Raw genomic sequence first — 12,856 nt, forward strand, 5'->3', positions numbered from 1 at the left:
CAACGCCGGGGGATCCTCGATAAGAAGGAAATCGACAATGATTATTGATGACTATATCGCGGCGATCGGTCGTAAAATTTTAGAGCAATGGCAAGAAAATAAACCGGTAATTATTCCAGCTCTTAAAGGTTTTGAGTGGGCACAGCTGCTCCGCTACTTAGAACTAAAACGGGGCTATGCGTGTTGATTCATGATATGAACTGAGCCACCCAATTGGGTGGCTTTTGATTCCGGCTGTCGCCTTTCAGCGGCGTCGAGCCGCTGAAAGGCGAACAAAACGCTTGCAGCGGGCTAAGCCCGCGCCGCTTTTGCAGTTTCCATCAAGATGAAAACTGTAAGGCTATCAGGCTCCGCCTGATGTTACGTTTTGGTGTTTCCATTTCCTCTTCGGTGCTTAGCGGCATGTCTTTTGCTGTGACAGACCTTGTGCCGGGGCACCTACATCGCAAGGGTTCGCTATCGCCGTCCATCCTCGCCCGTTCGCACTCACTCAACGCAGTTTCGTTCGCTTGCGCATGCGGCCTGCGGTGTCGCCCCTGCGTTGCAGGTTTATACCCCGTCACGGTCATTGCGTCACAGCACAAGACGCGCCACTCCGGCAAAACCGGAATAAATGGCAACACCGAAAACAGACTGAAGGGGATGAATATGAAACGACTGTATAGTGGATTTCGCCAGGCAAATGTGATCCGTAAAACTCGACCATTAACAAATGATGAGTTATTCCGTCACGTACCAAGTGTCTTCTCTGAAGAAAAACATGCATCACGTAGCGAGCGTTATACCTACATACCAACGATTAATTTGTTGGATAGACTCCGCGAAGAAGGTTTCCATCCATTTTATGCTTGCCAAACAAAAGTTCGCGATGATGATAAACGTGGTCACACGCGACACATGTTAAGGCTTCGTAGAGATGGTTTCGGTCAAAATGATGAAGTTCCTGAGATTATTTTACTCAATAGTCATGATGGGAGTAGCAGCTATCAAATGATTCCGGGCATATTTAGATTTGTTTGTAACAACGGTTTAGTGTGCGGCGACACGTTCGGGGAAGTCCGTGTTCCTCACAAAGGAGATGTTGTTGGACGCGTGATAGATGGTGCTTATGAAGTGCTAAGTTTCTTTGAAAAAGTAACGGATTCTCGTGATGAAATGAAGGGGGTCTTTCTTGATAAAGATGAACAACATGTTTTTGCTGAAGCTGCATTAGGTTACAAATATTTTGGAGAGCATCAACCAATTACCGCAGAACAGGTTCTGAGTCCGCGACGTTGGCAAGATAAGAAAGATGATTTGTGGACGACGTTTCAACGGGTTCAAGAAAACATTATAAAAGGCGAAATACCTGGAATCAGTGCCAACGGAAAACGAAACAGAACTCGGGCAGTCAATAGCATAACTGGTGATGTAAAGCTCAATAATGCGTTGTGGAAAATGGCTGAAACCATGAAAAATTTGAAATCTTAAGGGTAGGATTATGGCGGTGATGTTGCCGCCAGATATTAATAAATATGAAAAGACAAATTGAATTTAAACGATGCCTTGTTTGCAGTACAGATCACTTGACGTATGAAGATAATTTGATTTTAAGTAAAGCAAAAAGTGAGAACTGGATTCTTGGTTATGACTACGGATTTGTTATTGATTTATGGAAAAGGCATCATTTTATTTTGCATGCAAAACGATTCGGATTATCTAAAGATTTCAGAAAGTTTATTCTTAATCTTATAAAAAAACATGATATAGAAATGATACAATTCGATTGCGACGCTGATGTATTAGAGGGTGTTAAACTGCATAAATCTGATTACTGGTGACCCGGTTTTAGCCGGTATCGGTATCGAACCGATACCGGCTAATCTAACGACATTGTGCTAAATAAAATTAAATCACATTTTTTGTTGTTCTGTCGTGTTTTTTTCTTTCAATTGACCCTTTTTTTTTCTTCCTGATTTGATGGGAGTTGTGCTTTTTATAATTTCATTTATTGCTCTTTCACTAACTACGATTTCACAGCTTTCAAGTGCTGACTTGATATCCTTCGCTGTGTACCCTTTTTGAGTAGCTAGCAATATGATCTGTTCCTTGAGTTCATCCAAAACTTCCTTTCCACTTAACCTCTCTTTGCTCAAGTCTGGCAAGTCTGCCAGTGATACTTTTGCCAACTCAACTTGTTCTTGACTGTATTGGTTCTTCGTAGCCATTTCTCTTTCCTGTGCTAGTCATCAATCAACTTGTGTATCAATGATATACGTCAGTGTCATCATGACACAACAGGCAAATTTGTTCTCTCATGGTGTAATGACAATCCAGGCAAAGTAGGCCATAATACGTGAATCCGGTTTCAAACACGGGACAGGATATGTTTTGTAGCACCGCCTGCACGCAGTCGGCTCTACAAAACGTCCTGGTCAGGGCAGAGCCCCGACACCCCACGAGACTGTAAACTGACGAGACTGATAGGGATAACATCACCATGAGTAAAAGCGAGCGCCGGAACAGAACAGCCCTGCTGCCCAGCATTCGTTGCTTCCCAGAGGAAAAGTCAGTGATCCAGGAAAAGGCGACCGCGGCCGGTTTAAGTATCGGGGCGTACATGCTTAAGTGTGGCCTCGGTCGCCGAATCGATGCTCGTTGTGACGTTGAGCTCATCAATGAACTACGCCGTTTAGGCGGCCTTCAAAAACACCTTTTCAACGAGGGGAAGGGGAGTGTAAGTGATGCTTTCAGTAAGCAGTATTCGGATGTGCTTATTGCGATAAAGAAAGCCATCATCGCAATCGATATGGACATGACCAATGAAGGTGATAAGGCATGATCCCTATCGTTCCTGAGAAGCGCAGAGATGGGCGTTCCAGCTTCATTCAGTTGGTCAGTTATCTGACGCTGCGCGATGAGGATAAGCCTGATTTGCCTATCTCTCCTGAGAATCCCTATGTTCGTCCATCGCGTTCAAAAGCTGCAATCTTTGACCGCCTGGTGGGGTATCTTGATCGTAATGCTGGGGGAGATCAGCAGACCCTTTTGGCTATGTTTGCAGACGGTACGCAGCAGGTTAAATCAGGGGAAGTAGTGTGTGAAACGAACTGCTTCAGTCTGGAAACAGCATCGGCGGAGATGAATGCCGTGGCTATGCAGAACACTCGCTGCGTCGACCCGGTTTATCACTGCATTCTTTCGTGGCGTGAAGAGGACACTCCGACCGATCAGCAAATTTTCGAGAGTGCGCGTTATTGCATTAATCAGCTGGGAATGGCTGATCATCAGTACGTGTTTGCTGTCCATCGAGACACCGATAACGTCCATTGCCATATCGCGGTTAATCGTATCCATCCCGAGTCCTATCGTGCGGCCAACATGTATAAAGATGTCGACACACTTCACAGAGCCTGTCGTCATCTTGAGTTGAAGCATGGGTTTACACCTGATAACGGTGCATGGAAAGTAAATGAACAGCAGCAGGTTGTTCGTAGCCAAAATGAATTCAAATCTATCCCACGTAAGGCGCGGCAGCTGGAGTATTATGCTGATTCAGAAAGCCTCTTTAGTTATGCTGTAGGTGAATGCCGTCAAGCGATCGGCGACATCATGGCAGATCCTAAACGCCTATCCTGGCAGAACCTCCATGATGAATTGAATCGTGCAGGTCTTGTGATGAAACAAAAGGGAGAAGGATTAGCCATCTACTCGATTCAGGACTCGAGCTTGCCGCCTATTAAGGCAAGCAGCTTGCACCCTGATCTAACACGTACCTGCATGGAACCGTATTTGGGCGAGTTCACTTCCACGCTTGATGCTGTGGCATCTCCTAAGCAGCCAGAATACGTATATGACCCGCGTTTCCACGCACGCGATCTGATGGCACGGGTTGAACGTCGCCAGGCCAGGGCCGAAGCAAGAGAAGATCTTAAAGCCCGTTATCAGGCGTACAAATCGGCATGGGTTCGACCAAAATTGGATGCTGATGAAATCAAAGCCCGGTATAAAAACATGTCCAAACGTTTTGCCTGGCGTAAGGCTAAAGCGCGCGTCGAATTACGCGATCCGCTTCTGAGAAAACTGACGTATCACATTATCGAAGTTGAGCGAATGAAGGCTATGGCCGCATTGCGATTGGCCATCAAGGAAGAACGGCAGGCGTTCAAAGCTGCTCCGGAAAACCGACGTCTGTCATATAGAGGATGGGTTGAACAACAGGCGTTGATGCACGATCAGGCTGCAATTGCTCAATTGCGTGGATGGTCCTATAGATTGAAACGCTCATCCCTGACTTCGAGTGTTTCTTTGAATGGGATCCGTTTCGCGGTCTCGGATGACAGCAAACCATTAGCCATAGATGGTTACCAGACCCGAATCATGCGAGACGGTGTTGTTCAGTATGTTCAGAATGGGGTTGTTCAATTGCAGGATCGTGGTGAGCGCATTGAGGTTTCCGATCCACAGGTTGAGGATGGGCAGCACATTATTACCGGGCTGGTGATAGCGCAGAGTAAATCGGGTGAGGAGATGGTACTGGAGGGCGATCGTCAATATGTCCAACAATCTTGCGAACTTGTCTCTTGGTTTAATGAAGCGTCAGGAACCTCCCTGCCATTAACAGAAACCAGTCAAAGAACGCTTGCAGGATATGGATCACTGCCAACCGAAAATTCCCATGGAACGACTGATGCAAGTGTTAACGAGCGGCATGAACTGGATGGTTATATCCAGCGGCCAACTGGTCCTCGTCCTCACTAATTTTAAAAAAAAAAAACCGACTGCAGGCCTGATAACCTGAGTCGGCTTTTCATTAATGTAGGCGTGAGTATAACGTCTTCAGCATGGGTTGGTAGGCTTGCCAACCCTCGTCATCGTTCCCTTCAAGCTCTGTGAACATATCGATAAGGCGGTGAAAAACGCTATCGTGCTTTTCCTCTGTAAGGATATCTGGAGCTGGGAAATGGTTGAGTAGCCTGGCAGCTTCGTTATGCAACATTTCGATGTGAGTTTGTGATTTTTTATCTTCTGTATTCTTTAATTTCTTCTCTGCCAGGACAATCAACAGGGTGGCGCATAGTCGAACCATCTCAATGTACCCGCGTTGATAGTCCATGGTGTCTTCACTCATTTTAGTGCCTCAATATCCTGGGATTAACGGTTGGCTTTCTTGCCAAAGTCGTTCGAATTCTTTCTGGTATACGGCGACCAGATTGGGTTGATTGTGAATGACCAAAACGTTCTCAGCATTATCGCGATCGGCGGCAGTTGGATAGTTATAGCTGCACAGTATTATCATCGACCAACATCGGCTTATTGTGCATGATGGCGTATTGGCCATTGCTACGTACAGAGATACCTTTGTTGGTAAGGTAAGTGGCAACGGTATATTTTGCGTTAGCTTTGGCTTCTACCACAATGCGGAAGTTTACTCCTCGGCGTTTTGCTGCAACAAGGCGCTACTATTGCGGCAGCCGTTTAGCATTTACCCATATCGCTCCTCGCGATGGTGTTCGGACGTAGCGAGAGCCTTGGCTATGTCCTTTGACACTCTTATTGGTTTTGGAGCCATAGGTTGTTGTTTCCAGCGTCGCTTGTGCTGCTGCAATGCCACCCTGGCGGCTTCAAACAGCAAAATACCGCGTTGTGCTGGCGTATAACTGACGTCTGCCCGGTGGTTAAGATCCAGAGATAGCGCCACTACGCTTTGCAATACAGGGTCCATCAGGCCGTTGCAGGTTGTTTGAGATGGTGGCGATTCCAGGCGTGTTAGGATGGTTTCGACTTCTTGTGCGGACGGCGGCAGCTTTTTCTTGAGCGTGGGGTTCGCATCCAATAGTTCAGCTTCTGTTGGCATATCGAGGTTCACAAACCGGTTAATACGCATTGGCAGTGCTGAAGTCATCTTATCGTCATCTTGTATGTAGATGGCATTACTCGGGATCAACGCGCTTTTGAAAGAGATCATACCTTCGCCAGGGTTCATATCTTTCAAATCACCCAAATCGAGACGGTCCTTTTCCCTAATGACGTTACTGCCGGCATCCTCGAAATGTGGCGTGATCAGCCCGCCTTGCTGCTCTACGGCTCCGAGTTCAGAATAGTACCCTTTACCGCCGGTAATCCGTGCAAGTTCGAAGGTATCCTTCTCGTCCTGCAACGTCATGAACCACTTTGTCAGCAGGTTGGCGTTTACGGTCATGTACTCGCCCTTGTGCTCGGCGATGAAGCGTTGAATGTCCTGTGCAGATACGATGAGCATATAGCCCAGACTGCGCATCTGGCTTGCCAGATTATCCATGCCAGGACCGAAATAGGCGCCCAGCTCGTCCATGGCGATCGGGAACGGAAAATTTCCTTTGTATTTTTTGACTATCAACACATCGTTCATCATGCCCTCAAGTTCAAACCCCAAATCTCTGGCCATGGTCATGCGTATCGCCGAAATGTAGAGTTTGCCAATATTGGCAGCTTCGCCTTTAGATAACTCCAACGCAGGAATGGTAGTGCAGAGGATGCGGTCGTTATGCAGAATGTCCTCAATATCGACGTCGCCGGCGTCAGTAGAGAAAATATGGCCGTAGAGATCGTTAAACATGGTCAGCATGCGGTTGAATTGCTGAATGAGATAGCCATGCTGGTCGTAAACGCCTTGTTCCCACTCAGAGGGGCGGCTGATAAGTTCGATTCTAAAGCCTGCCAGCGTGTTGAAGTAGTTTTCCAGCGGGTTATATGCCTCCTGATGCCAACCATCCCTTTTGGCTTCCAGATAGAGCTCCGCCAATTTTCTCAGCGGCAGGTATTCCTGAATGACCCGTTGGGAGATCCGCCGCTTTTCGCGTTTGCACTTGTAGTAAACCGCATAGACCAGCGCGGCTAGCATTGACTTGGCCTTGTCTTGCCAGCCTTGATCGCCGCTGCCGGCAGGCGGCAACATGGATTCCATCAACTGAATGATGAACGTGGTATTGGCAGTGCCGAACAAATTTATGGTGTTCGAAGGCTGGCGCTTTTTGTCATTCAGTAGCAGCTGCAGCAGCTTATCGGAACCGCCAGTCATGAAGTTGAGGACGTAGAAATCATCCTCACGCCCAAATCGGCGTGCGAGTGACCACATGGCGAATGCCAAGGTATTCTGTCCCTTACCATCAGAATAACAAATCCCCCGGCCCCAACAGATAGCATTGAGGAAGACTGATAACAGCGCTTCCGTTTTCCCGGAACCTGTAGTTGCCAATAGCAACATGTGCCTCAGTGCATCATCGAGCGTCAACCACAACTCGCGTGCAAGGGCTTTGCCTCTGGCAAAACCCAGGCACATCACACCTGCCGCGCGCTGGTACTTACGGGTTCGCACCACATAACGGAAAAATCCGCCGATGCCGTTCCGATATTTTGGCATTTCACGTTCTGTGGTCAGATCCATGCCACCTATATCAGTAGGTAAGCGTAGCGGCATGCGAAATGGCTGATCGCCGAATAGCATTAACTGCAGTAGCGCCGCTGGAGTTGTGAGCAGCAACGAAGCCGGTGAGTGTATAGCAAGTCCAATGGCGCCAGCGAGAGAAAGCTGAACGCCTATCGGTGAAAGTAATGCATCTTGAATGATGGTTTGGCCAAGGGGGCGCCGAACCCGACGGGTATCGACTTCAACAGGCTGAGACATAGGTGTTCCTGGTGGTCTATCGGTGATGGGGCCCGGAGCAGAGTCCAGGCGATCGATTACGGGGTGACGATGTTTTGGCTGAGGAATGCATCTAGAGCTTCATCGCTTTTCAGGGATGGCAGCGGGATATAGCGCCCATCATCAGCGATTAGTGAGGGGGTGCCCGGCAAATTGTAGATGTCGAAGGCCTGATCGTTTTTGGCGATCGCCTGATTACCGGCATCACAGGTTATGTTTGATTTAGTGTTTTCACCAGGTGAAATGCCTGCATCAGCCTGGAAAAGTTGTTTCCATAATTGGCGCCGATATTGCGGTGCCTGGCAAAGCACAGGGCTCACTTGGTCGACGGTTTGCTGTTTTCCGACGAGTGTGACCGGGAAGATCTCAATATTGAATCTTTCGGAGAGCGCTTCCAGGGCCGGCTCAATAATTTGGCAGTTGTGACATAACGGATCGGCAAAAACGTAGAGGGTACGCTGATGCCCACTGGATAGGGGAATGGTGTACTGCCCTGTTTTTGCCGCATTACGTAGTGCCTTGGCAACGGCCTGGTACTGATCTGCTGTTACTTTCAATTCCGGCTGTGGGGTTGCGGTAACGGCATTCTCCAGCGTGTTTGGCGTAACGTGCTGCGTTAGTGGTGCTGACATATCCCCCGGTTGATTCGAATACCAGAAGCCTGCTATAGCCATGCTGAGGGCTATGGCGCTCATCATGTAACCTAATCGTTTCCAGCAGCGGCGATATGCTTGGCGTCGGTGTAGTAACGCTGCATTAATCGCGTGAAGCATCTCAGCAGCATCCTTCGTTCCACAGCCCTGTAGGATTGCCGCTGGGCCAAGGTCACGATTATCGTGCCAAATGGCGTCATCTTTTAGGTAGAAACGAGGATACGGACCGGGATCGAGTATGGCGACCACCTGGTCGTTTTCTTGTTTGTGATTAAATACGGACAAGGTTCTGCCCTGCAGTGAAGCAGTATAATTCGATTTCATTGTCATTGGCTCTATGGTGTGGGCTTATCTCGCCCGAGGGATGAAGTGGGCGCGGCCTGGTTTTTGGGGGGAGGTATTCGCTCCAGGGATAGTGGCTTTCGTCTGCAGTGGTGCTGTTTTGCTGGCAGTTTTCACCGTAGTGTCCGCTAGAGGCTGCAATATCACGATTGGAGCATCTTCATCTTCATCGAAGACCTGTTCACTGAGGACAGAGGTATTCGTCGTGCGATTATCGATGATCAACCCGACGCTGCGAAGTTCGTCCTCTAGGCCTTTAATGGCTTTATCCATCCTGTTTTCCGGCACGGGGATTGATGCATGAAGGCGTTCTCCCATTTGAGCTACCACGGTTTCCCAGTTAGCGGCTGCAATGACTCCTGCGCCTTCAATAAAGGCCTTCGGGCGTCCTGTTGAGGCCAGGGTGTACCAAAGCGGCCGATCGAGACCTTTGAGCCAACGAAACCGAGCGCATGGCAGGCGCATATCCCGGTTATGTAAGGCATAAAGTGCAGTACGTGTTGTTGAATGTTGGTGAAGCCATTCTTGAGCAGCTGGTGTTTGCGTTACTCTTTCGAATGCCTTGCTGGCGAGTTGGAGTACGGGATATCCCTTTTGTCCTTTGTCCCGCCTGCTTTTGATAAGGCATGAACGGTTCAGGCTATCGAGCAGAGCTTCAGCGGCTTTACGATCGTTCAGAAATGCGACTAGGCCAAATATGGCAACCAGAGCGCGCTCATGGGCGTTAAAGCTGGAAAAGTTTTCTAACGGAGTGCCAAGTTGACATTCGAACGCAGTTTGCGTTCTTTGGGTATCAAGGCGATCACCAATAATCAGCTTGTGTTCAACGGCAAATTCTTCCGGCCACTGGGCGCTGCGATGTTCTGGCGGATCAACGTTCAGCAACTGTGTCTTTTTATCGCCATAGCAGAGTGCTGGTATGATGCTTGGAGAAAAGCGCGCCATGATATGGGGCAGAGTATAGACATCAATATGGCGCCGGGTCTGGTTCCGCGGATGGTTGCGCACCATGAGCAGCCCACCCATAACAATCAGGACCATCGGCGCCAATAAGATCCCCGCAGTATGATTCATAACGTCGATAAACTGACTCCATGACAGTTGATTAACTTGACTGCCTGCCCAGGCAAGGAGGTTTAGCTTTTCTGCGACCTGGTTATGGACACGGGGAAAGTCGCATAATGACCACAGTTGGTAAAGTAGCCAACAGCATCCGTACATTACAGGGGGTTGATAGATCCAAAGCAGAAATGCTGCCAAAGCGGCAACGAGTAGCAACATAAGACCTTGCTCGTTACCGGCTCTGGGCTGCAGGTGACTTTTGGCATTCATGAATTACTCCAATATGTTTAAACCCAGTCATAAGGAAAATGACTGGGTTTAAACAAGAGGTTGCACCAAATAGGGAGGGTGGAAAAGAAAGAGCGCCTAGAAAGGCGCTCGATAATATGAACTGAGTTAAAAAATTAAAAATGAGTTAATAAGCCAAAGATTTTTGTTTCACGAACTTGTTGAAAGTGTTGCCTGAGTCTTTTTCTGGTCGATAAGATGATGACAGTAAAGCATCCAACTTGCGACCAAAGTTCATGCATTTACTTTCCGTTCCTGCACTGATACGGAAGTAGGGGAAATAAACGTCATTAAACTTCAGTGTTAGCATATTTCCATTGCACTCATACCCTGAAAGTTCGAGTGTCGTCTTTCCTTGGTAAATGGACTCAGTAGTTGACACCAACAGTATGGTTCCGCTTCTAACATCAATACCTAAGTATTTACCTGCATCCAGGATTTTGAGTTCATACTCTTTGGTTGGAGAAAACTCATTGCACTTGAAGGCTTCGATTGCGTTACGTGTTTTTAATTTTGATTTTTCTTGCACTTTCGCAAATGCATAAATGAACGTTACGCCAATTGCCAGGAAGATGTAAGGCCACGATGGGTTGCTTCTTGCGTCGGATACGAGAAAAAGAACCATTGAAAAGAGTAGGCAGCCTACACCAGAGGTTAATGTAAAAAGTAAAAAGAGTGTCCTTAAGTGATTTTGGTATTTCGTCATTTTATACCATCTCCATTTCCATTGTTGTTACTTCTCATATTAGATCTTACACCAGGAGATCTTTGTAGTCCATTTGAAAAGCCGGCAAAGATACTTTTTGTTGACTCAACCATACCACCAAGAATGCTTGCAGCTTCACGACCGCCGAGCCATGAGATGATGTAGTCAGGCATGGTCACTTGCAACCCGAATACACGGGTAACTGTAGTGGTACATATGCGAGCATAAAGAGTGAGAATACCAATTAAAGAGAATATTCCGGTAATAGAGTTTGCTTGAACGTTAGCAATGGCAGGCCCTAGCATGAGGTTGAGTAGTGTACCCATTACGATCAACGTTATGCTTGCAAAGATAAATCCGAAAACCATTAACATTGGCCTAATCATAACGTCAATGAGAAATATATAGCCATATGCAGAACGATGGCCTCTATCTCCTTCTGTGCCGATATGAGTTGCAGCCCATAATGTGCCACCAGTGACGCCAACAAACACACTGACTATCCAGTTAGCCGCCGCTGTTAGCCAATAGATGAATGGTATAAATGGCAGGTAGATTGACAAGCTAAAACCAATGCCAAACAACATGAACAGAATAAAGTATACAATCGGAGAGAGGGCATCTAGCCCAGCCGCGATACCTTGAGTAGCATTACCAGAAAAGGCGCTGGCTAATTGACCCCAAAAACCTTCAGTGGAAACTGCAGCAAGAATTTTCGCACCAGTGAATATGCCGAGTGCAGCTTCGGCTCCGCCTAACGTGATATCACCAACATATTTCATTTTCAGCATTGGGTTCATTTGGTTTCCAGTACCAAAGTCACTGCCTAACTCAGATGTCGCGATAGCGTTCGCTAAATTCTGCATGGGGGAGTTCAAGAAACCGACAAAAACTGCACTGGCCTCAGATGCATCTAAGGATTGCTGGGTATCTTTAGCGCTTTCTGTCCCGAGTGGAGGTACAAAAGAAGTATTTTGCTTTTGAGTTCGATATACGGTGAATACATTATTAAATAGATCGCTTACGCCAACTTCTCCAATTCCAGAGCGACCAGTAATCACGGGTTTTAGCTGTACGGCATCGTTAATTTTATTATTTGCAGTGGCAAATGTTTGATACCACGACCCGAGAGCAAGCCACCCGCTTTTCTTCAACTGAGCGGCCAATACATCAGCCAGTTCGCTGGTTTGGCCTTGAGCGTTTAGGGTTTGATTGATGCGATTTTCGTAGGCCTGTGCGGCCCTTTGGATGTCAGTTTCGGCGTCCGGGAGCGCGCCAGTCCCACTGTTCTGCTTGTTGACTAATGCCGTTACAAACTGAGCGGCGGCTGTCGACAGGTTGTTTTGCATTTCATTCATGGCGCTCCGTTGTGCGCTGATAATGCTTTCTGTGTTTACAGGGGCAGGGAACAACCAGCCAGTGGTTTTGTCGGCGAGGCTTTCCGGCAGCCGAGCTGCGCCACACAATGCACTCCCGTTGCCGATCTCAAAACCATCGGTCAGGGTCTTGATGCCCATTAGTGGTGTGCCAGCCTGGCCGTATTGCTGATACATGTCACGCAGTTCGGTGTTGATACTGTACATGCACAGGTTCATTTCATAGATGGCTCGCGCGGCACTGACAGTTTGCGGTGCCACGGGTTGTACGACTAGGCTGTAGCCGTCCTTGAGAAGATCGACCGTGCGGTCGGTTACCACGTTCGCGCTGCCAATGCCCATAACGGATGCCGCCCACAAAAATATCAGTTGAGCGATAGACCAGCCTGACACGGTTGGCACCAAGGTCATGAACCCTGCTGCTGTGCTGACGGGACCGACCATTGAGCTCCCTTGGCTGAATACTTTGCCGCGCTGGCCGGCCTTGACCAGGTGCGTGAGGGTGACCACCAGGAACCACACCACGGCGATCGCCATGACGATACCGTTAAAAACAAAGAACAGTTCACCGACCATACTGGTTTCGGTAGATAACGGATTGGTGACAACGTCACCAAAAATCATAACCAATGCCTGACGAGACAGATCATCGGTACGTTTAGCTGCCTGCTCGATCGTGCTGAAGCTGACTGCGGAATCCGCGTGCGCGCAAAGGCAGAACAGGCCCAACAACAGGCCTGCTGCAAGTTTTCGAAAGGCATTCATA

12 protein-coding genes and 1 pseudogene are annotated in these 12,856 nt (G+C 48.0%); 5 read left to right on the forward strand and 8 right to left on the reverse strand.

The features are described from left to right. Window positions 1–37: 37 nt before the first annotated feature. The 3 genes from AC6BYQ_RS23245 (at window position 38) to AC6BYQ_RS23255 (ending at window position 1,820) form a co-directional block, all read left to right on the forward strand. Window positions 38–187, forward strand: a complete 150-nt coding sequence (locus tag AC6BYQ_RS23245) for a hypothetical protein (RefSeq protein WP_157993249.1) — start codon at window positions 38–40, stop codon at window positions 185–187. A gap of 461 nt (window positions 188–648) precedes the next feature. Beyond that, a complete protein-coding gene (locus AC6BYQ_RS23250) occupies window positions 649–1,470 on the forward strand; it encodes a DUF932 domain-containing protein (protein WP_306686617.1) in 822 nt (273 codons plus the stop codon). A gap of 44 nt (window positions 1,471–1,514) precedes the next feature. Beyond that, window positions 1,515–1,820: a DUF5983 family protein gene (locus AC6BYQ_RS23255; protein ID WP_372924914.1), complete on the forward strand. Its 306-nt coding sequence runs from the start codon at window positions 1,515–1,517 to the stop codon at window positions 1,818–1,820. Between the two features lie 72 nt (window positions 1,821–1,892). On the opposite strand, the gene AC6BYQ_RS23260 is transcribed toward AC6BYQ_RS23255, so the two are convergent. After that, window positions 1,893–2,207 carry a mobilization protein MobC gene (locus AC6BYQ_RS23260; protein WP_306686618.1) on the reverse strand — a complete coding sequence of 105 codons (315 nt, stop codon included), beginning with the start codon at window positions 2,205–2,207 and terminating at the stop codon, window positions 1,893–1,895. A gap of 272 nt (window positions 2,208–2,479) precedes the next feature. Here AC6BYQ_RS23260 and mobA point away from each other — a divergent pair, with 272 nt between their 5' ends. Further along, window positions 2,480–2,821 carry a plasmid mobilization protein MobA gene (gene mobA, locus AC6BYQ_RS23265; RefSeq protein ID WP_306686619.1) on the forward strand — a complete coding sequence of 114 codons (342 nt, stop codon included), beginning with the start codon at window positions 2,480–2,482 and terminating at the stop codon, window positions 2,819–2,821. Then, window positions 2,818–4,740 carry a TraI/MobA(P) family conjugative relaxase gene (gene traI / locus AC6BYQ_RS23270; RefSeq protein WP_306686620.1) on the forward strand — a complete coding sequence of 641 codons (1,923 nt, stop codon included), beginning with the start codon at window positions 2,818–2,820 and terminating at the stop codon, window positions 4,738–4,740. Before mobA ends, traI begins: the two co-directional genes overlap by 4 nt. A 52-nt stretch (window positions 4,741–4,792) precedes the next feature. Here the strand turns inward: traI and AC6BYQ_RS23275 are convergent, their stop codons facing one another. The 7 genes and pseudogenes from AC6BYQ_RS23275 to AC6BYQ_RS23305 all read right to left on the reverse strand — a co-directional run bounded on the left by AC6BYQ_RS23275 (window position 4,793) and on the right by AC6BYQ_RS23305 (window position 12,855). After that, on the reverse strand, window positions 4,793–5,110 hold the full coding sequence (locus AC6BYQ_RS23275; protein WP_306686621.1) for a M14 family metallopeptidase: 318 nt from the start codon (window positions 5,108–5,110) through the stop codon (window positions 4,793–4,795). A 145-nt stretch (window positions 5,111–5,255) separates the two neighbouring features. Continuing rightward, window positions 5,256–5,423 (reverse strand): annotated as a pseudogene (locus AC6BYQ_RS23280) (phospholipase D-like domain-containing protein); the annotation flags it as partial. A gap of 41 nt (window positions 5,424–5,464) precedes the next feature. Next, a complete protein-coding gene (gene trbC / locus AC6BYQ_RS23285) occupies window positions 5,465–7,645 on the reverse strand; it encodes an F-type conjugative transfer protein TrbC (RefSeq protein WP_306686622.1) in 2,181 nt (726 codons plus the stop codon). A 56-nt stretch (window positions 7,646–7,701) separates the two neighbouring features. Then, a complete protein-coding gene (locus tag AC6BYQ_RS23290; protein WP_306686623.1) occupies window positions 7,702–8,640 on the reverse strand; it encodes a thioredoxin domain-containing protein in 939 nt (312 codons plus the stop codon). A 24-nt stretch (window positions 8,641–8,664) separates the two neighbouring features. Next, entirely contained in the window at window positions 8,665–9,990 is a 1,326-nt protein-coding gene (locus AC6BYQ_RS23295) for a secretion/conjugation apparatus DotM-related subunit (RefSeq protein WP_306686624.1), read from the reverse strand. Between the two features lie 145 nt (window positions 9,991–10,135). Beyond that, the gene (locus AC6BYQ_RS23300; protein WP_306686625.1) at window positions 10,136–10,714 is read right to left on the reverse strand and encodes a hypothetical protein; all 579 of its coding nucleotides are present in this window, start codon (window positions 10,712–10,714) and stop codon (window positions 10,136–10,138) included. Further along, window positions 10,711–12,855, reverse strand: a complete 2,145-nt coding sequence (locus tag AC6BYQ_RS23305) for a DotA/TraY family protein (protein WP_498057585.1) — start codon at window positions 12,853–12,855, stop codon at window positions 10,711–10,713. The genes AC6BYQ_RS23300 and AC6BYQ_RS23305 overlap by 4 nt, the downstream gene beginning before the upstream one ends. Between the last annotated feature and the right edge of the window lies 1 nt (window position 12,856).

This window comes from Serratia sp. LTN-2 (assembly GCF_059740205.1).